The 21,103-nt window shown below is 36.5% G+C and carries 15 protein-coding genes; 9 read left to right on the top strand and 6 right to left on the bottom strand.

Annotation, left to right across the window (positions count from 1 at the left end; all coding sequences use genetic code 11):
- Positions 1 to 16 precede the first annotated feature (16 nt).
- Positions 17 to 730 carry a barstar family protein gene (locus KI430_RS07640; RefSeq protein ID WP_248877826.1) on the bottom strand — a complete coding sequence of 238 codons (714 nt, stop codon included), beginning with the start codon at positions 728 to 730 and terminating at the stop codon, positions 17 to 19.
- A gap of 83 nt (positions 731 to 813) precedes the next feature.
- Positions 814 to 2,088: a DUF6624 domain-containing protein gene (locus KI430_RS07635; protein WP_248877825.1), complete on the bottom strand. Its 1,275-nt coding sequence runs from the start codon at positions 2,086 to 2,088 to the stop codon at positions 814 to 816.
- 446 nt (positions 2,089 to 2,534) lie between these two features.
- Between KI430_RS07635 and KI430_RS07630 the strand changes: the two genes are divergently transcribed.
- The 8 genes from KI430_RS07630 (at position 2,535) to KI430_RS07595 (ending at position 14,355) form a co-directional block, all read left to right on the top strand.
- Positions 2,535 to 3,683 (top strand): efflux RND transporter periplasmic adaptor subunit, encoded by a 1,149-nt coding sequence (locus KI430_RS07630; protein WP_248877824.1) that lies wholly within the window; start codon positions 2,535 to 2,537, stop codon positions 3,681 to 3,683.
- A gap of 99 nt (positions 3,684 to 3,782) precedes the next feature.
- Positions 3,783 to 6,929 carry an efflux RND transporter permease subunit gene (locus KI430_RS07625; RefSeq protein WP_248877823.1) on the top strand — a complete coding sequence of 1,049 codons (3,147 nt, stop codon included), beginning with the start codon at positions 3,783 to 3,785 and terminating at the stop codon, positions 6,927 to 6,929.
- Positions 6,930 to 6,945: 16 nt separating this feature from the next.
- Positions 6,946 to 8,343 carry an efflux transporter outer membrane subunit gene (locus tag KI430_RS07620; RefSeq protein ID WP_248877822.1) on the top strand — a complete coding sequence of 466 codons (1,398 nt, stop codon included), beginning with the start codon at positions 6,946 to 6,948 and terminating at the stop codon, positions 8,341 to 8,343.
- A 127-nt stretch (positions 8,344 to 8,470) separates the two neighbouring features.
- Positions 8,471 to 9,163 (top strand): AIM24 family protein, encoded by a 693-nt coding sequence (locus KI430_RS07615; RefSeq protein WP_074233303.1) that lies wholly within the window; start codon positions 8,471 to 8,473, stop codon positions 9,161 to 9,163.
- A 154-nt stretch (positions 9,164 to 9,317) separates the two neighbouring features.
- Positions 9,318 to 10,160, top strand: a complete 843-nt coding sequence (locus KI430_RS07610; protein ID WP_248877821.1) for a helix-turn-helix domain-containing protein — start codon at positions 9,318 to 9,320, stop codon at positions 10,158 to 10,160.
- A 92-nt stretch (positions 10,161 to 10,252) separates the two neighbouring features.
- Complete coding sequence (locus KI430_RS07605) at positions 10,253 to 11,563, top strand: TolC family protein (protein ID WP_248877820.1); 1,311 nt, start codon at positions 10,253 to 10,255, stop codon at positions 11,561 to 11,563.
- A 23-nt stretch (positions 11,564 to 11,586) separates the two neighbouring features.
- The gene (locus KI430_RS07600) at positions 11,587 to 12,693 is read left to right on the top strand and encodes an HlyD family secretion protein (RefSeq protein ID WP_248877819.1); all 1,107 of its coding nucleotides are present in this window, start codon (positions 11,587 to 11,589) and stop codon (positions 12,691 to 12,693) included.
- Positions 12,694 to 12,765: 72 nt separating this feature from the next.
- Complete coding sequence (locus KI430_RS07595) at positions 12,766 to 14,355, top strand: MFS transporter (RefSeq protein WP_248877818.1); 1,590 nt, start codon at positions 12,766 to 12,768, stop codon at positions 14,353 to 14,355.
- 215 nt (positions 14,356 to 14,570) lie between these two features.
- Here KI430_RS07595 and KI430_RS07590 read toward each other — a convergent pair whose 3' ends face one another.
- Together KI430_RS07590 and KI430_RS07585 are read right to left on the bottom strand one after the other, a co-directional pair.
- Positions 14,571 to 16,025 carry a sigma 54-interacting transcriptional regulator gene (locus KI430_RS07590; protein WP_248877816.1) on the bottom strand — a complete coding sequence of 485 codons (1,455 nt, stop codon included), beginning with the start codon at positions 16,023 to 16,025 and terminating at the stop codon, positions 14,571 to 14,573.
- Positions 16,026 to 16,239: 214 nt separating this feature from the next.
- Positions 16,240 to 17,382: a vWA domain-containing protein gene (locus KI430_RS07585; RefSeq protein ID WP_248877814.1), complete on the bottom strand. Its 1,143-nt coding sequence runs from the start codon at positions 17,380 to 17,382 to the stop codon at positions 16,240 to 16,242.
- Between the two features lie 412 nt (positions 17,383 to 17,794).
- On the opposite strand from KI430_RS07585, the gene KI430_RS07580 reads away from it, so the two are divergent.
- Positions 17,795 to 18,499: a class I SAM-dependent methyltransferase gene (locus tag KI430_RS07580; RefSeq protein ID WP_248877812.1), complete on the top strand. Its 705-nt coding sequence runs from the start codon at positions 17,795 to 17,797 to the stop codon at positions 18,497 to 18,499.
- A gap of 53 nt (positions 18,500 to 18,552) precedes the next feature.
- Here KI430_RS07580 and KI430_RS07575 read toward each other — a convergent pair whose 3' ends face one another.
- Both KI430_RS07575 and metG read right to left on the bottom strand, forming a co-directional pair.
- Positions 18,553 to 18,885: a hypothetical protein gene (locus KI430_RS07575; protein ID WP_248877810.1), complete on the bottom strand. Its 333-nt coding sequence runs from the start codon at positions 18,883 to 18,885 to the stop codon at positions 18,553 to 18,555.
- 144 nt (positions 18,886 to 19,029) lie between these two features.
- The gene (gene metG, locus KI430_RS07570) at positions 19,030 to 21,066 is read right to left on the bottom strand and encodes a methionine--tRNA ligase (RefSeq protein WP_248877808.1); all 2,037 of its coding nucleotides are present in this window, start codon (positions 21,064 to 21,066) and stop codon (positions 19,030 to 19,032) included.
- Positions 21,067 to 21,103: the final 37 nt, after the last annotated feature.

The raw sequence follows: 21,103 nt of genomic DNA, 5'->3' as shown, positions 1-21,103 counted from the left end.
AATTTGATGAATATAACTATTCTAAAATAATTTCTATACCATAATCATTGAAAACTTCTAAAATGATTTTAAAATGATTTTTCAACTTCCATCTGCTCTTCTTGGAATTTTTCCAATAGATTTTTTTAATATCATTACCTCCAAATTCGAGACTTCTAATACAATCGATTAATGCATTGTAGTTTCGCCCAAAATAACCACCTGAACCATTGATTGCTTCTCCAAGCGAACAATAAAAGTCTTCAACTGATTTGATATATTTTCCATCAATTATAGCTTCGGATTTAGAAACTGAGTTTTCTACATTTTGAAAAGCCATTGCAAGTTCTAGCCAGCCTTGTCTTTCAGATTGTTTTAGATTTGTCCACAGATTTGCTTCTTCAATTCCTTTTGAAAAATAATTTTTCCAAGCTTTCATTACACCTTTTGATGCGCCAAATGTGAATGCTTTTAGAAGTATATTCTTGTCCTCAATACTTATTATCTCGTGAATATTGATGTGATAACATTTATGATTGTTGTTGCTATCTTTAAAAATAATTCCGAAATCATTTTCATCAGTATTCCAATTGCTTTCAATAGCTGATATTAAAGATGTAATATTCTCTACGTTTTCTAAAGCCAGAATTGTGTTGTAATCTAATTTTTTAGCTTTATTTTCAAGTCCTTTTATGTTATCAATTTTTGATAAAATTTTAAGTTCTGGATAAATTATTCCTATTGATAACATTTGGGATTCTTAATATTTATGTTCTCAAATATCTAAATTAATATTCATTTTTCAAAAACTTTCGGAAACTATCAAATATAGAATTAATCCAATCTCTTCAACAAATCAATCCACCTTTGTTCCTGATATAATATCTTGAAATCAGATTGTTTTAGTAGCTGATTTTTTTTCAATTTTCCTCGTAGATATAACAAATCCAAAAAATCCAAAGCAATTCCTTTATATTTTTCATCTTTATCAACTTTCGCGATTTTAGAAAACAAAATTGCAGCTTCAAAATTGTCATTATTGCTCATTCCTCCAAGAAAAGTTGAAGCTGTATTGTAATTATTATATGTTTTTTGGAACTCCTTTACACTGTAAGCTCTCTTAGCATTATCCAACAATTCTTTAACTTGAGAATTGTAAATTGATTCTCTTTTTGCAGACTCTTTCGAATCGAGAGGTTGATAAGAAAATCCATAGACTAAAGAGTATATTTCCAATGGTTCAAGTCCCATTTTTTCTCTTCTTTCATTTGCTGAATCCTCTCGTATCATTGGTCTAAAGCCAGATGCTTCTCCGTTACCAGACCAATTGACTTGCGTTCCATATAATTGTTTGTAATTCAAGTTGCATTGGACTCTATCATATAAGAAGGCGTAATTGTCCATATTCAATTCTTTTATATCGATTAACTTCTCCATTTCGGTTAAAGCTTTTTTTTGAAATAGAACGTCTTGGTCTGCGTGCTGAACAATCAACCAAAGATTATTTTGCCCACCTTTACCAATGTCAGATAATTTTGGCCAACCATATTTTTTAACGATTTTTCTTGCTTGGATTAAATTAAACGAATCGGCCTCATTGATTTGCTGATCAATTATTTTAATTAAGTTTTCATCTTTATTTTGCGATTTTTTATATCTTAGTTTTTGGTCATTCAGGCACATTAGATTGATTTCTTTTCTCAAAGCGGGAAGTTTCAAAGTCTTTTCATATTGTTTTTGCTGAGAAATTGCAAGCGTTTCAATTTCTCTCCATTTTTCAGAATTATTAGTTTTTAGATAATCAAAATAAGGGTCGAATAATAACCAATTGGATTCATTCCAACCGGCAGATAAAGATATTTTCAAATATTTGAAAGCTTTTTCCGAATCTTGATTTAAAGAATATATTCCGGCTGCTTTATATGCGGTAAGCGCATCGGGTTGTTGTATCTCGAAAGCTTTTTCGTAAAGTTGAGCCGCTTTTTTTGGATTTTTTTGAAGATGAAATAAACTTGCCTGAGCAACTAAACTTTGATAAGTATTATCGGACTGCGCATTCGAAGAAATGTAAACTAAAGTGCAGAAAAAAATAAGTTTAATTGATTTCATATTTCCATTTTTATTAATGACAATTTTACATCAAAAAATATTACATTTTTCATAATCAATTAATTCAAATTTCCATTTTATAAAATCTTGTAGAAGAGTATTCTGTCAAAAGTAAAATTGATAAGTTATTCCGTAATTCAGCTAATGTTTTCTTGCTAATACAAAAGTAGCTTTGCTTCATTAAGAATAATTGTGAAAAATTAGCAATGAAAAGCTTTTAAAAATCTCAATAATAAACAGCTTTTAAGCTTCCTGTTCAAACAAATGTTTGATGAAATTGTGTTAAATATTCTTTAAAATTATTTTTTAAGTTATTGAACATCAATAATAATAGTTTTTGTTGATTATCTTTGATAGATATTATTATTAATTACATAACATAAGTGTTGTATATAATCAATAAATTTGAACGTTTGTTTGAAAACACATCTAAAAAATTAGTATTTATGAGGAATATCGCGATTAGCTTTTTTGTTATTTTAGGTCTTTTGACATCCTGTTCAAAGTCAGAAAATAAAGATGATAAAAAAGAATTGCCACCACAACCATATGAGTATATTGTTGCGAAAAGTGGACCAGCTGAAAATCTGACACAATATCCTGCCCGACTGGAAGGCATCGAAAATGTAGAAATTCGTCCAAAAATTGATGGATTTGTGGAGAAGATTTACATTGATGAAGGAAGTCAGGTAAGCAAAGGTCAGCTTTTATTCCTTATAAGAAATCCACAATACGAACAATCTGTTTTAGCAGCACAGGCTACTGTGAATAGTGCAAGAGCACAAGTGGCTACTGCTCAGATGCAAGTCACAAAAACCAAACCTTTGGTTGATAAAAAAATTATTTCTGCTTACGAGCTTCAGGCTGCAGAATTGGCGCTAAAATCTGCAAAAGCGGCTTTGGCAGAAACTCAGGCTCAACTAACTAATGCACAAGTAAATCAAGGTTACACAAAGTTGTATAGCCCCGTGAGTGGTGTTGTTGGAACTTTGCCCTATAAAGCTGGAAGTTACATAAGTACAGCTACTGCACAACCTTTGACTACAGTTTCTAATGTTTCAAAGATATTCGCTTATTTTTCCATTAATGAAAAACAACAGTTGGATTTTTTCAAACATTCGACTGGTTCTACAATTCAGGAAAAAATCAAGAATTCTCCTTTGGTAGAATTGATTCTTTCTGATGGAAGCAAATACGATGAAAAAGGAAAAATAGAATCCATCAGTGGATTGGTTGATCCAAACACAGGTTCATTTTCTATGAGAGCGACTTTCCCAAACAGCAAAGGTCTTTTGAGAAGTGGTTATAGTGCAACAGTTCAGATGCCAAATAGTCTGGAAAGTGTAATTGTAATTCCTCAAGCGGCGACTTATGAGATGCAGGGCAAAGTTTTGGTCTATCTAATCGGCGCTGATAACAAAGTGAAGTCTACGGAAATCAAAGTTGAAAGCCTTCCGGATGGAGTGACTTACGCAGTGACATCTGGATTGAAAGCAGGTGATAAAGTCATAGTAGAAGGCATAGGACTTCTGAAAGATGATACGCAGGTGGTTCCAAAAGAAACGACTCTGCAAAACGTCATCGATAGAAAATAGTTTCCCCAATTATTATATTAATGTCAAAAGTGAGAATTTGAAACTTTCGATTTTGAGAGTCTTTTATCTTTCATCTTTTTTTCTTTTAGTCTGAAAAATATGTTTAAAAAATTTATAGAACGTCCGGTATTGTCTACCGTAATTTCCATTATCATCGTGATCCTCGGTGTCCTGGGAATTGTGACTTTACCGATTTCACAATATCCGGATATTGCCCCGCCAACGGTAGTTGTAAGTGCAAGTTACCAAGGTGCCAATGCCGATGTAATTCTTAAAAGTGTCATCGTCCCGCTGGAAGAACAAATCAATGGGGTAGAAGGGATGACTTATATGACTTCTACGGCGACCAACGATGGTTCTGGTTCGGTAACGATTTATTTCAAGCAAGGCGTAGATCCAGATATTGCTGCGGTAAATGTACAAAACAGGGTTTCCAGAGCGACGCCTTTGTTGCCTGCGGAAGTTACCAGAGCCGGAGTTACCACAACCAAGAGGCAAAGTTCCAACGTGTTGATTTTCTCGCTTTACAGTGAGAATCCCAATTACGATATGACTTTCCTCCAAAACTATACTAATATCAATATCGTTCCTCAAATCAAAAGGGTAACAGGAGTTGGAGATGTGACGGTTTTTGGTACAAAAGATTACTCGATAAGAATTTGGTTGGATCCTAATAAAATGGCGTCTTATGGCTTAGTTCCTTCAGATATCAACACCGTTTTAGCGGAACAAAATATCGAAGCTGCGCCAGGAAGTTTGGGCGATGAAAGTAACGAAAGCTTCCGGTATACTTTAAAATATAAAGGAAGATTAACAGAAATCCCCGAATTCGATAATATCATCATAAAAGCTACTGCGAACGGACAAACATTGAAACTGAAAGATGTTGCCAGAGTAGAATTGGGAGCACAGGATTATACCGGAACCAGTGTTACAGACGGTCATCCTTCCATTGGTATGGCGGTCGCACAAACTGCAGGATCCAATGCACAAGATGTAATTAATCAATCTATTGCGGTTTTGGATAAGGCTCAGGAATCTTTCCCGAAAGGTGTCAAATATGTAGCTTTGGTTAATGCCAATGATTTTTTGGATGCATCGATTGAGAAAGTAATTCATACTTTGTTCGAGGCATTTATTCTTGTATTCATCGTAGTTTTCTTGTTCTTACAGGATTGGCGTTCGACAATGATTCCGGCGATTTCGGTTCCGGTAGCGATTGTTGGTACATTTTTCTTCCTGAGTATTTTCGGATTTACGATTAATTTATTGACGCTGTTCGCATTGATTTTAGCAGTAGGAATTGTGGTCGATGACGCAATCGTTGTTGTTGAAGCTGTCCATACCAAATTGGAACAAGGAGAGAAATCTCCACTTAGAGCTTCTGTGAATGCGATGGACGAAATCAGTAGTGCGATTATCAGTATTACTTTGGTAATGGCAGCGGTTTTTATTCCTGTAAGTTTTATCTCTGGTTCAGCTGGTGTATTTTACAAACAATTTGGTTTAACATTAGCGATTTCGATTATATTATCCGCTGTAAATGCATTGACATTAAGTCCTGCTTTGTGTGCGATTTTCCTTAAACCACATTCTCACGAAGAAAAGAAAAAGAATTTCTTACAGAGATTTTTTACCAATTTCAATATCATTTTCGATGCGATGATAAAACGTTACTCGAGAGGGATTTTGTTTTTATTAAGAAAAAAATGGATGGCATTTGCTGGTCTTGCTTTGTTCGCTGGAATCTTTGTTTGGTTGATGAACACCACACCGAAATCCTTCGTTCCAAGTGAAGATATGGGAGGGATTTTTATGGATATCTCGCTTCCGATTGGTTCCAACGAAAACAGAACGAGAGAAGTTCTCGCCAAAGTTGAGAAAATTGTTGAAAAACAACCAGAGGTTCTTCACATCTTCAAAGTTTCGGGAAGAGGAATGATTTCAGGAAGTGGTTCTAATAATGGGATGCTTATCGTAAAATTGAAGGATTGGAAAGACAGAACTAAAAAAGGGGAAGATCTACAATCTTTTGTTGCAAAAATGTATAAAGAAACAGCCGGAATCAAAGATGCAAAAATGACATTTTTCGGAAGACCGACTTTGCAAGGTTTTGGTAATGCAGCAGGTTTCGAGATGCAGATTCAGGACCAGAAAGGTGGAAGTATTGCTGACTTAACCAAGGTTACCAATGATTTCATTGATAAAATGAATCAACAGCCGGATATCCAAAGAACATTCACATCATTTAACCCGAACTATCCTCAATATATGATTGATATTGATATTCCTGCTGCAAAAGCGGCTGGATTCTCGGTTTCAGATATTTTGGGAACAATGCAAGGTTACTATGGAGGCGTTTATTCTTCCAATGTCAATTTGTTCGGAAAACAATACCGTGTGATTTATCAAGCGCCTTTTGAGAACAGAGAAAATCTGGAAAGCTTTAATATGATTCAGATTAGAAATTCTAGTGGTGAAATGGCACCATTGAATAGATTTATCACAGCAAAAAGAGTTTACGGACCTCAGGCAATTGGACGTTTCAACTTATTTACGGCCATCTCTCTGAACGGAACACCTAATCCAGGTTTCTCATCCGGAGATGCAATTAACACAGTAGAAAGAGTAGCTAAGGAAACTTTACCACAAGGTTATGGTTACGAATTCTCTGGATTAACAAGAGAAGAAGTTACAGCGGGAGGGCAAACAGTTTATATCTTTATTTTATGTTGTGTATTTGTTTATTTCCTTTTGGCAGCGCAGTATGAAAGTTATATTTTACCATTTGCTGTGATGTTATCATTGCCTGTTGGTTTGGCTGGTGTAATGATGTTCAGTGCGTGGATTGGAGGTTCTAATAATATTTATACTCAGATTTCACTCATTATGTTGATTGGTCTATTGGCGAAGAATGCGATTTTGATTGTAGAATTTGCGCTTGATGCTAGGAAGAAAGGTTACAGCATTGCGCACGCCGCAATTAGTGGTGCGAAACAAAGACTACGTCCGATTTTGATGACATCTTTTGCCTTCATTTTCGGTTTGATTCCATTAGCGATTTCTACCGGAGCAGGAGCAGTAGGTAACCAATCGATTGGTATTGGTGCCATTGGAGGAATGTTATTCGGAACTATTTTCGGAGTCTTTTTTATTCCGATTTTGTTTGCAGTCTTTATGTACTTGCAGGAAAAAGTGAGCAGTAAAAAAGTGTCTGATAAATACGAAGGAGAACTGAGCGAATAACCAAAATTTGAGAAAAATGAAACTAAGAAATCTAATCATATTAGCAGGTGTCGCGGGTCTCTTTTATTCGTGTAAAGTCACGGATACTTACAAGAGTCCGCACATCGAGCAAAGTCGTCAGGATAATCTCTTTCGACAAAAAACCAGTAACGACAGTACTTCTATAGCCAACGTAGCGTGGAATCAAATTTTCACAGATGCCAAGCTTCAGAATATCATTAATAAAACCATTCAGAATAATCTGGATTTAAAAGTAGCAGTTGCGAGAATCCAGGAAGCGAGTGCCGTTTTTAAACAATCTAAATTGCAGAATCTTCCAAGTCTGGACGGTGTTGCTTCTGTTACAGAAACTAAAAATAGTGCAGCAGCACAAGGTGGGAACTTTGTAATGCCCGATTTATTAGTCTACAGATTAGGAATTTCTACAGGTTGGGAAATCGATGTTTGGGGAAGGATCAAAGCCCTTAAAAACTCGGCTTATGCAGGATTTCTCCAGACAGATGCAGCAAAACGTGCGATTCAGACACAAATGGTAGCGCAGGCGGCGACGTTATATTACCAATTGATTTCGCTTGATAAGCAACTGGAGATTACAAAGCAGACGATTGAATTAAGAAAAAAAGATGTGGAAACTGTGGAAGCGCTGATGGATGCTGCTTATCTTACTGGTGCTGATGTGGAACAAAGCAAAGCTAATCTTTACTCTGCTCAGTTATCGGTTCCGGATTTGGAATTGCAAATCCAGCAAACCGAGAATTCTTTGAATATTTTGATGAATGATAATCCTCAACCGATTGATAGAAATTCCATAGATTCACAGGTGATTTACACGGATTTGAAAACCGGAGTTCCCGCTTCGTTACTGAAAAATCGTCCAGACGTTCAGTCTGCTGAATTAACTTTCCGTCAGGCATTCGAGAACAAAAATATGGCGATGGCGCAGGTTTATCCAACGATTAGCATCACTGGAACTTTAGGTTTGTCATCCAGAACTTTGGAAAGTTTTTTCAGTAATTCTTTGTTCTACACGCTTGGGGGAACAGTAACTCAGAATATCTTCCAAATGGGTACTAGAAAAGCGCAGGTTAGAATAATGGAAGCTCGTAAGATGCAGGCTTATTATACTTTCGAAAAAGCTTTGCTGACTGCTGGTTCCGAAGTTTCTAACTCATTATTATCTTATCAGAAAGCCAAAGAAAAAGAAGATACAAGACAACTTCAAATCCAGTCTTTGGAAAAAGCCGTTGAGTTTAATAAGGAATTGTTAACCTATTCATCTAATGTGAATTATGTGAATGTTTTAACGTCTGAACAATCATTATTAGCTGCAAAATTAGCTGGTGTAAATGACAAACTTCAACAGTTACAAGCTGTAACCGAATTCTACAGAGCACTTGGAGGCGGACAATTTTAAACACTAAATTTTTTTACTATACTTGAAAACCCGGCAATTTTGTTGGGTTTTTTCTTTATTAGTTTGAAAATTTAATCTTTCGATTAATAAAAATTCTTATTTTAGGTTATCAAAAAAAATAAAAATTATGAGCAAATTTTCAATCGAAGCTTTCGTAAACGAAACAAAAGAAAACCCACAAGAAAAAGACTATTTCGAACTGGAAAAACCAGAACTTCTGGAAATCAATTTAAATAATCAAGCCGTTTGGACCAAAGCCGGAAGTATGGTTGGCTATGTTGGCAATATCAATTTCGAAAGACAGGGGATGTTGTCTGGCGGATTGGGAAATCTTCTGAAAAAAGCCATTTCTGGTGAAGGGACGAAACTAATGAAAGCCGAAGGTTCCGGCAGATTATACGTTGCGGATAACGGTAAAAAAGTAAGAATCCTGCACTTGAACAATGAGTCTATTTCGGTCAACGGAAACGACGTTCTTGCGCACGACCAAAGCATCAAAAGCGATATCAAAATGCTGAAAAGCATCGCAGGTGTTATGGCAGGCGGACTTTTCCAGGTCAAACTGAGCGGAACAGGTCACATCGCAATCACGACTCACGGACATCCTCTGACGCTTTTGGTGACACCGGAAAATCCCGTTTTCACAGATCCTAATGCGACCGTTGCTTGGTCAGGAAACCTAACGCCTGAGCTCAAAACCAACGTCTCTCTGAAAAGTCTTATTGGCAGGGGAAGTGGCGAAGAATTCCAGATGAAGTTCTCCGGAAACGGCTGGGTGCTCATCCAACCTTACGAGGAAGTTTACGTTATAACCAAATAAATTTTTAGGAGCTTAATCCCGCTATCCGCTATATCTTTTTCTTTTTTAGCAAAAAAAGAAAAAGGATGCCGCTACTATCGGGGCTAAAAAATAAAAACCTCAGAGAAATTTCTCTGAGGTTTTTATTTGAAAATAGATTCCTTAAATTTACCAAATGACAGCTTTAGAAAAATTCGGGGTTGAGATTTTTACTCAGGACACGATTCATCAGAGAATTACGGTGGACAAACCTTTTCGTCCGGAGAATCCTGCGTTTTTGTTTATAAAAAGCGGAACGATAAAACTCAGGCAGCACCTGAGTGATCTGGAGCTTTCGGCCAATACTTTTATTGTTACAGATCCGCAAAGCGTCTATGAACTGATTTCTTTCAGCGATGATTTTCAGTCGAGGATGGTCTCTTATAAGCGCGAATTTATTTCTACATTGTCATTGAAATTTAACAGGTTAATTACCTATCGGTATTTCCGTCAGCAGATGAACGTCGGTGTTCCGTTTTCACCGGATGACCTGGAAGTGGTTTGGAAAAGCGTCAATTTTTTAAAATATATTCTCGATTCTGACACTGAAATGATCTACAAAAAAGAAATTGTGGAACATCTTTTCTCGGTTTTCTGTTATCAGATGGCAGGAATTATTGCCAATGAAGACAACAGCTCTATGAATCAGATGTCGAGACAGGAAGAGATTGTTTTTTTATTCCTTAATGATTTGTCAAATCATCATTTGAATAACCGCAATGTTGAGTTCTATGCGGAGCGACAATCCATTACAACCAGACATCTTTCGTCGGTGGTGAAGTCGATTACGGGAAGATCGGCAAGCCAGATTATTGCTTCTATTGTAATTAATGAAGCAAAAGTATATTTAAACTCTTCTAATATGCCTGTTTCAGAGATTTCCTCCGTTCTTGGCTTTAGCGACCAATACTCGTTTTCTCACTTTTTTAAGAAGCATTTGGGGATGAGTCCTAGTCAGTACAGACAGCAATTTCAATAATCGAATCCTACATTTGAACATCTTTTTCCAAAAATCAAACATTTGTTTGAATCTTTAACCAACCTAACTTTGCATCTGTAAAATAAGGTAAAATGGTTAAGAACATAAAAACAGCAGTCTCAGTTTTGATAGGTCTCTTTCCTGCGCTGTTTTTTTCACAAGAAATAAAACAGATGACCGCAGATGAAGTTGCCGCACTGGCAATTCAGAACCATCAGCAACTAAAAGTTTCTGCTCAGAATATCGACATCGCAAAACAGCAGACCGATATTACAAAACTTCAGAAACTTCCAACGATCACCGCTTCTACAAGTCAGTTTTACTTGGGAAACGCGATAGCTATCGACAAAGATTTTTCTAATTCAACAACGATTCCGATGCCGCATTATGGGAGTTCGTATGCGGTTCAGGCGACTCAACTCATCTTCAAGGGTGGATTGGTGAATAAGTCAATTGAATTGGCCGGACTTCGTGAGCAGCTTTCTGAATTGGATTTAGAAAAAAATAAACAAGACGTTAAGTTTTTGGTGATTTCAAATTATTTGGACATTTATAAAATCATCAATCAGGAAAAGGTTTTTCAAAACAACAAAAAACTGGCTCAGGAAAGATTAAAAAACATCAACGATTTCTACAAACAAGGAATGATTACAAGGAATGAAGTCATTCGTGGAGAATTGAATATCAAAAATCTCGACCAGGGAATTTTAACTTTAGTCAATAACAGAAAAATTCTTAATTATAATCTGAATATTGCTTTAGGTTTAAATTCTGAAACGCAGATTGTTCCTGTGGAAGATTTGGGTAACAAAGAAACCGGAATCGGAATGGATTATTATCTGAATCTCGCTCACGACAGCAATCCTCAGATGAAATCGGCAAAAACCAATATCGAAGTTGCCGATAAAAATATCGAAATCATTAAAACCGATAAAATGCCGACGCTTTCAGGTTTTGGAGGTTACACTTTACAAAGACCGATTACGACGAGAAATCCTGTTTTGGATATGTACTCCGGCGGTTGGCAGGGCGGAATTTCTTTGAGCTATAATATTGATAATTTATACAAAACCAAAGAAAGAGTGAAGCTTGGGGAAATCCAGAAAAATCAGGCGAATGATGCGATGACTTTGGTACAGCAAAATCTGGATATGGCTGTGAATGCGGCTTATACAAAATATCAGGAAGCCATTCAACAAGCAGAAATTCTGAATGATGCTAAAAATTTAGCCGATGAAAACTATAAGATTACAGAAGCTAAATATCTGAACCAATTGGCTGTACAGGCAGAAATGCTGGATGCACAAAACCAAAAACTGCAGTCGGAATTAGATTTTGCCAATGCGGAAATCAATGTGCTGTATCAATATTACAATCTGTTGAAATCTACCGGAACACTTTAATTTTAAAACTGAAAATCAAGATAATGGAAAACAAGGAACAAAATACTCAAGATACAAAACCGGCGGCTAATTCTGCCGTAGCGAAGAAGAAAGAAAATAAGAAAAATAAAATCAGAGCCATCATTTCAAACATCATCGTTTTTGCGGTGATTGGTTTCGGATTGTATTGGCTGGTTCGTCAGTACTTTCACATCGGCGACAAAACTTATACAGAAGCCGCTCAGGTGGAGGAATTTATTAATCCGATTAACACTAGAGTTTCGGCTTATATTAAAGAAATTAAATTTATAGAACATCAGCAGGTGAAAAAAGGCGATACTTTGGTCATTCTGGATGACCGAGAAATTCTTACACAGCTCGGTCAGGCAGAAGCGGCGTATCAAAATGCATTGGCTCAAAGATCAGCAACAAGTTCTTCTGTCAACACAGTTTCCAACAACGTAAGCGTGATGGAATCTAATATCGCCGGAGCAAAAGCCAGACTTTGGAATGCCGAACAGAATTTAAACCGATACAAAAACTTATTGGCTTCGGAAGCGGTAACAAGACAGCAATACGATCAGATGAAAACCGAATATGACGCCCAAAAAGCAGCCTATGAAACGTTGGTTAATCAAAAGCAATCGGCAAATCTTTCAACCACTGAAGTGAAATCTAAATTAGGAATTAACGATGCAGAAATCAAAAGAACAAAATCTGCATTGGATATGGCGAAAATCAATCTTTCTTACACCGTAATTACGGCACCTTACGATGGTGTAATGGGACGAAGACTGATTTCTGAAGGTCAGTTGATTCAGCCGGGACAGCAGGTTGGAACCATCGTTTTGAATAATCAGAAATGGGTAACCGCCAACTTTTTGGAAAGTCAAATGCCGAATATCAAAATCGGACAAAAGATAATGATGACTGCCGATGCATTGGGCGGAAAACAGTTTGAAGGAGTGGTGACTGCCGTTTCAGCAGCAACAGGTTCAAGATACTCTAGCGTTCCAACAGACAATTCAACTGGTAATTTCATTAAAGTTCAGCAAAGGATTCCCGTAAGAATCGAGTTTACAGCTTCCAATAAAAAAGAAGATGTTGCGAAACTGAGCGCGGGAATGAATATGAATGTTTCTATAAAATAAAAGGCTGGAAGCTGGGTGATGGATGCTGAAAGATAACATCCCGCACCCAACATCCCGCATCAAACAAAATATATGTACAATCAAGGTCTTTTCAGCAATTGGGTTCCGAAACCGCTTCAGCTATTTATGCTGTTCCTGATCACGCTTGTCGCAATGCCGGTGAGTGGAGTGTATACGGGAAGTTTAAGCTATATGGTGGGCGATACGGGAGCACTGAGCGAATATTATATGTGGGCAAATTATGCCACAACAGTAGGGATGGGCGCTGCAATGCCTATCGTTTTGAGAGCTAAAATGCGTTTCAAAGTGCGAGATAAAGTCGTGGCTTTACTCGTATTGATGGGTGTTTTAAGTTTCATCAATGCTACAACTTCCAATCCGATGGTAATTGTTTTTGTATCATTGATTTTAGGGTTCTTCAAAACATTTATTACAATTGAAGTTTTTCTCCCGTTGATGATGCTGATGGGCGGAAGGGGAATATTTTATGGTGTTTTTTACACTTTTATTCTCGTGATAACTCAGGTTGCCAATTATTACGCCGTAGAATTTTCTATCATTCACAATTGGCGACAGTTCCTCATTTTTGTAGCGATTCTCTGTTTCATTGTAGCACTGATTTGCTGGGTATTGATGCACGATAAATATTTTGCGCTTAAAATGCCTTTGCATTATATCGACTGGCTGAGTATTCTTCTGTTTATTTCCACATTTATGTTTTCGGCGTATGTTTTTTCATTTGGGAAGCAACAGGATTGGCTCAATTCTCAGAATATTATCAATGCAAGTATTGCTGCATTTGTGAGTTTTGCTTTAATGGTCATTCGTCAGGCGACGTTAAAACGACCGTATTTATCATTTAAAATATTCACACGAAACAATGTGCAGGTCGGGTTATTTCTTTTGCTGTGTCTTGGGATGTTTCTCGCAACCACTTCACTTCAGAACATCTTTTCAGTCGGAGTTTTAGGATACGACCAGTTGACGAATGCGAAACTGAATATGATGATGATTCCGGGAATGTTGCTGGCAGGAATTTTAGCCGTGTATTGGTTTAAAAAAGAAAAAAAGCTCAAGTTTTTCATCTTTGCAGGTTTTTCGTCGATGGTAGCGTATTGCATCATAATGTATTTCTCGATGGTACTCGAGTTCAGTTATGAAAGCTGGTATCTGCCGATGTTTTTAAAAGGATTCGGGATGTGTTCGCTGTACATATCCGTTTGGTATTACGCTTTAGATAAGCTCGAAATCAACGATATGTTGCCGGCAATCGGGTTGTTTTTGCTTTGGCGTTCTTTCGTCACAGTCGGACTTTTCTCCGCTCTATTTTCGTGGACTCAATATCAATTTCAGATTGAAAGCCTTGGAGATTTAGCAGTCTATATGGACGGAATGACGCTCAACGCCCAGCCCAATCTCAGCCTGAAAACCATTCAGCTCAACGCAATGATTGTAGCCAACAAAAAACTATTCGGATATATTGTACTTGCCGGTTTCGGGATTTTAATTTTCGTAATGACCCATCATTTCGGATATCCTAAATTTACTTTAAATAAGCTCGTAAGACTCTTCGGCGGTAAATCCGTCGTTGCCCGAAGACGCTTAAGAGAAAGAAAAAAATTAGCAGAAAGCCTGAAAGACGGTGTAGGTTCTGCGATATAGAAAATACCTTGTTTTCACTTGTAAGGTCCCGTTTCGTTCCTGAGCGGGGCTTTGCTTTTTTACAAATAATTTTCAGGAGCTTAATCCCGCTATCCACTATATCTTTTTCTTTTTTAGCAAAAAAAGAAAAAGGATGCCGCTACTATCGGGGCTAGAAAATAACAACCTCAAAGAAATTTCTTTGAGGTTGTTATTTTAAAATTTATTCTTAATACTTAACTCCTAAAAAACTGCCCAATACCAGCCGATTCAAAGTTAAAAGTGGAAGCATTTTCTGACTTATCCAACTTTTTGCTGATGGTTAAAGCCCAAAGAACTAACTCTTTGCAGAATTTTTTATCGTTGTCGTCCAATTCAGGAACATTTTCTTCAATCAAAGTTGTTAAAGGTTTTATGCTGTCCAATTTGCTATAGAATTCTTTATCTGTATCGGAGTAATTTAATTCCAGATGATTATTGTTGAACCACTGGATGATATCGGTGTAAGGTGTTTTCAAGCCTTCTTTTTCCAATTTGGAAATTCGTGGGAAAAGACTTTCGAACTGGACCATAATGGCATCATCAATCAGGATTTTTGCAACATAATCTGCGCCTTCCTGTTCACCTTCATAAACCAATTCAATCTTACCTGTAATGGATGGAATAATTGACATAAAATCCAACAAACGAACCTGCGTTTTATCAGAATCAGATTCCAAAAGTCTCAATTTTGCTGCAGCAATCAAATTTTCCATTGCGCTGATCGTTAATCTCGCACTCACGCCGCTCTTTGCATCAACATATTCGCTTTCTCTGGCTGCAAAAGCCACTTCTTCCAAAAGATTTCTTGCTAAATCAGGAACTTGTATTTTAGCTTTATCATCTTCAGAGATCAAAGCTTCTTGCTCCGTGATTTGTCTCGCTAATGCAACGGTTTTCGGATAATGTGTGAAAATCTGAGAACCGATTCTATCTTTCAATGGGGTTACGATACTTCCTCTGTTGGTATAATCTTCGGGATTTGCTGTAAACACAAACTGAATATCCAAAGGCATTCTCAACTGGAAACCTCGGATTTGAACATCGCCTTCCTGCAAAATATTAAACAAAGAAACCTGAATTCTCGCTTGTAGATCCGGCAATTCATTCAAAACAAAAATGGAACGGTTAGCTCTTGGAATCATTCCGTAATGTAAAACTCGTTCGTCTGAATATGGTAATTTCAAAGTCGCTGCTTTAATTGGGTCGATATCGCCAATCAGATCTGCGACATTCACGTCTGGTGTTGCCAGTTTTTCAAAGAATCTTTCTGAACGATGAACCCAAGAAATTGGTGTTTCATCTCCCAACTCAGTAATCAAATCTCTTGCGAATTTCGATATCGGCTGAAACGGATTGTCATTGATTTCGGAGCCTTTCACAATCGGCATATATTCATCCAGAAGATTGACAATACTTCTGGCAATTCTGGTTTTTGCCTGTCCGCGCAACCCTAAAAGATTGATGTGATGTCCGGCTAAAATCGCCTTTTTCAATTGCGGGATCACGGTGTCTTCGTAACCCCAAAGTCCTTCGAAAACTGGTTCTTTAGCTTTGATTTTTGCAATCAGGTTCGCTTGGATTTCCTGATTGATTGTTTTATCTGTGTATCCCGATTTTTTTAATTCTTTGAATGTCGTATCGTTCTTCATTTTGTAAATGATATTATTTTGTTTTATATTTTTTTTACCACAAAAGTCACAAAAGAAATATTTGAAAATTTAGCTTATCAAAAGTCCAAAAAAACTGAACATAACTTCTGATAAAAGCTTTTTATTCTTTTATAGTAAAAAAAACTTTTGTGCCTTTTGTGGTTAAATTTTCAAATTGAAAACTTTTTACTTTTGCCTTTTAACTTGTCTCTTTCTAAATTCTTTTAATTCTATTTTTTTCGTAATCCTCAAAAATCATTTGCCCCAAACCTGAAAGCCCTGTCAGAAAAGCTTTTCCCTTGTTTTGGGCTGTGAAGGCTTTCACGAATTGTCTCAGATAAGGGTCTTGTGCAATCATAAAAGTTGTGATGGGGATTTTCAGTTTTCTGGCTTGTGCTGCTCTGTTAAGACATTCCGAAACAATTTTTTCATCCAGACCAACACTGTTCATATAATATTCGCCGGTTGGAAGTTTTAGGCAGCTTGGCTTCCCATCTGTTATCATAAAAATTTGCTTGTTGGTATTTCTTTTTCTTCGGAGGATATCCATTGCCAATTCCAGTCCTGCAACAGTATTGGTGTGATAAGGTCCTACTTGCAGATAAGGCAAATCTTTGATCTGAATAGGCCACGCATCATTCCCGAAAACAATAATGTCGATGGAATCTTTTGGATATTTTCTTTTGATAAGTTCCACCAAAGCCATCGCTACTTTTTTGGCAGGGGTGATCCGGTCTTCGCCATATAAAATCATCGAGTGGCTGATGTCAATCATCAAAACCGTGCTCATCTGTGCTTTGTGTTTTGTTTCTTCTACGATGAGGTCATTTTCCGTTAACCTCAAATCCGAAATTCCGTTGTTGATTTGTGCATTCTTGATACTTTCCGTTAGATTGACCATCGCAAGGTCATCGCCAAATTGGAAATTTCGGTTTTCTCCATCTTTCTCGTCGCCAACACCGCTTTTGTTGGTCCTGTGATTTCCGACACCGCTTTTTCTTAGCTTTCCAAAAATCTGGTCAAGTGCATAATCTCTTAAAGCTGCTTCCAGTTTAGCTGTCAGTATATTTTTACCTTCTCCGGTTCCTGAGCCACCATCTTCGGTTTTAACTTCTTCTTTGATGTAACCTCGTTTTTTAAGGTCTTCAATAAAGTCGTCCAAACCATATTCTTCATTGAAAATATCGTATTCTTTATCGAGCATATCGAGCCAGTCAAAAGCCTCGTCCAAATCTCCGGAAGTGTGGATGAGCAAGTCTTTGAAGACGCCAAAAACCCTGTCAAAATGCGAAACCTCTTCCGGAATATGCTTGCTGAAAGTGAATCCCGTGTGGAAGTTTTTATTTTTATCTGTCATAGATTGATTTCAAATTTGAGATACAATTTAGGCATTATTAGCAAAATCTGAACCGTAAGGAAATAGAAAAAAGTAATAATTGTAATAATCAAATTAGACTTAAAAAAAAAGTATTTGATTCAAAGTAATAGTGTTTGCGACCAACGGACAACTTCTTTAGCTTAAAACAATGTTGTTTGTAACTTCCGGAGAACGTATTTTGTTTAAAACAGTGTTGTTTGTGACTTCCTGCAGTTGCATTTAGTTAAAAACAATAGTGTTTGTGACTTCCTGCAATTGTATTTGGTTTAAAACAGGGTTGATTGTAACTAAATGCAATTGTATTTTATTTAAAACAAGCTTGTTTGTAACTAATGTAAAATGAAAACAGTATTGTCTCAAAAATTTTATCTTTGTATCCACAATTACCGCTATGAAAGACCTAATGGGACGCGCTATCTGGGATTACTACCACAATAATAATCCAAAGGATTTGCAAACCGAAACTTCGATTTCTGAATTGGATGAACTTCCTGTTGATTATCTTTTTCGAGATTTTAAGGAGATGAATAAAATCGAACAAAAAGCTTTGAAATTAGCCAACGGAAAAGTTTTGGATATCGGAGCTGGAGCTGGTTCGCATTCTCTTTATCTTCAGAATGAAAGCAATCTTGAAGTTACAGCATTGGATATTTCTCCAAAGTCGATTGAAGTTTGTAAACTAAGAGGAGTCAAGAGTGCGGTTGCAGAAAATATGCTGCATTTTTCAGAAGGAACATTCGATACAATTCTTTTATTGATGAACGGAACTGGGATTTTCCAAAGCCTGAATGTCATCGATATTTACCTCGAAAAACTCCATTCCTTATTGAGTTCAAAAGGTCAAATTCTGATTGACAGCACCGATATTCTTTATATGTTTGACGAAGATGAAGACGGTGGTTTTTATATTCCGGCAGATGGTTATTATGGTGAACTAGATTACACCGTTCATTACAAAGGCGAATCTGAAGAACCTATAAAATGGTTATATCTCGACTTTGATACGTTGAAAAATGCAGCCGAAAATAATGGTTTTAAAATTGAAAAAGTTTTGCAAGATGAAGATTCTTATCTGGCGAGATTAACTAAGAAATAAAAAGCTGTCTAATTTTAGACAGCTTTTTTATTAGATTATAAATAGATAATATTTTATCTGTAATAAATATATTTTAGGTAATCTTTTACGCCGTCATTATTGTGGTCGTAGTCATCAAAAACTAGTACTGTTAAAAAGTCTGGAGTGAGTTCCAGCACATCTGCTGTTTGATTACCTATTTTAAGTGTTTTATCGCTCGTATTATAATCGTAATCACGAGTTATGGAACTTTGAATGCAATTGCTTCCAATGCTATTGTAATCATCAATGATGTATTTTCCATCAAAAGTAAATTCGTAAGTCCCTTTTCTTTTACAATCGTCTGGTAAATATTCTTGTATAACAGTAGTTTTGTCAGTACCCGAAATTACGATGCTAGTCTTCATTTTCCACTTTCCAACAATAATATTTGGTGGATCAGTGTGTGGGATTTCGTCATTATCTGAATGACAAGAAGAAAAACATAATGCTAACGTTGCTAGGGCTAATATCTTTTTCATGGTTAATGTTTTTTTTTGCTATTATTTATTTTATCCGATTTCTATCCCGTTTTCAACATTGCTGTTGTCTGGTGTTACGAAAGATAATTTTCCGTCTGGTTTTGTAGTTAATAAAAACATTCCTTGAGATTCTATTCCTCGGATTTTTCTTGGCGCAAGATTCAATAGAATCATTACTTGTTTTCCAATCAATTCTTCAGGAGAAAAGCTTTCTGCGACACCAGAAACAACCGTTCTGATATCAACTCCAGTATCCACTTTGAACTTCAATAATTTGTCTGCTTTCTCTACTTTTTCAGCTTCAAGAATTGTTGCAGTTCTCAAGTCGATTTTAGCAAAATCATCAAATTGAATTTCGTCTTTCATAGGGTTGGCGTTAGGATTTGTTTTCTTATTGTTTTGTTTGGTATCTTCCAGTTTCTTGATTTGAGCTTTGATCACATCGTCTTCGATTTTTGAGAACAAAAGAGAAGCTTCGTTGATTTTGTGACCAGTTTCAATTAAAACGGATTTAGTCTCAACATCATTCCAGTCTGATTTTTGAACATTAAACATATCCAATAATTTCTCAGAACTGAAAGGCATAAACGGTTCACACAGCTGAGCCAAAGCCACAGCAATCTGAGCGCCTACAAATAAAGAATGTGCGGCCTTTTCAGGATTATCTTTAATAGTTTTCCAAGGCTCTTCTGTCTGAAGATACTGGTTTCCAAAACGAGCTAAATTCATTAAAGCTGTTAACGAATTTCTAAATTCATAGTTTTCTAAGAAGCCTGAAATTTCTTTTGCAGCTTTGTTTATTTCAGCTAATTCAGGCGCATTTACATCACCTTCAGGAACAACACCATTATAATATTTATGAATCAAAACAGCAACTCTGTTGATAAAGTTTCCAAAAATTCCAACTAACTCAGAATTATTCTTCGTCTGAAAATCTTTCCAGGTAAAATTATTGTCCTTCGTTTCCGGAGCAGATGAAAGTAGAGCATATCTTAAAACATCCTGTTGTCCAGGGAAATCTTCCATATATTCGTGAGCCCAAACCGCCCAGTTTCTTGAGGTTGAAATTTTATCATTTTCAAGATTCAAAAATTCAAAAGCAGGCACGTTTTTCGGCATAATAAAATCGCCGTGAGCTTTCATCATTGCAGGGAAAATAATACAGTGAAATACAATATTATCTTTTCCAATGAAATGAACTAAATCACTTCCTTCATTTTGCCAGTAATCTTTCCAGTCTTTTCCATTTTTCGCAGCCCATTCTTTGGTGAAAGAAATATATCCAATCGGTGCATCAAACCATACGTAAAGTACTTTTCCTTCAGCATTCGGAAGTGGAACGGGAACACCCCAGTTCAAATCTCTGGTCATCGCACGAGGTTTCAAACCATCATTTAACCAGGATTTAACCTGTCCGTAAACATTCGGTTTCCAGTCATCTTTGTGACCTTCGATAATCCATTCGTTCAGAAAATCTTCGTATTCATTTAATGGTAAATACCAGTTTTTTGTTTCTTTTAAAATAGGAACATTTCCGCTCAACATCGATTTTGGGTTGATTAGCTCCGATGGTGAAAGGGTAGTACCACATCTTTCACATTGGTCACCATAAGCATTTTCGTTGCCACAATTCGGGCAAGTTCCTACAATATATCGGTCTGCTAAGAATTCTCCAGCCTGCTCATCAAAATACTGCTCAGACATTTCTTCCGTAAATTTCCCTTTTTCATAAAGAACTTTGAAAAAATCCTGACTTGTTTCACGGTGATTCGGCGAGGTCGTTCTTGAATATTCATCAAAAGAAATTCCCAGATCCAAAAACGATTTCTTAATAATTTCGTGGTATTTATCAACGATATCTTGTGGTGTAACACCTTCTTTTTTAGCTCTTATAGTGATAGGAATCCCATGCTCATCGCTACCGCAGATAAACGCAACATCTTTTCCTAATCTTCTTTGAAATCTAGCATAAACATCTGCTGGAATATAAACTCCCGCCAAATGCCCAATATGAACCGGTCCGTTTGCATAAGGCAAAGCTGCCGTAATCATCTTTCTGTTTGACATTTTTTAATTGAAATTTTGAGTTGCAAAAATACGATTT

The sequence above is a fragment of the Epilithonimonas zeae genome (genome assembly GCF_023278365.1).
Taxonomy (GTDB): domain Bacteria; phylum Bacteroidota; class Bacteroidia; order Flavobacteriales; family Weeksellaceae; genus Epilithonimonas; species Epilithonimonas zeae_A.
This window is presented reverse-complemented; position numbering and strand designations above follow the sequence as displayed.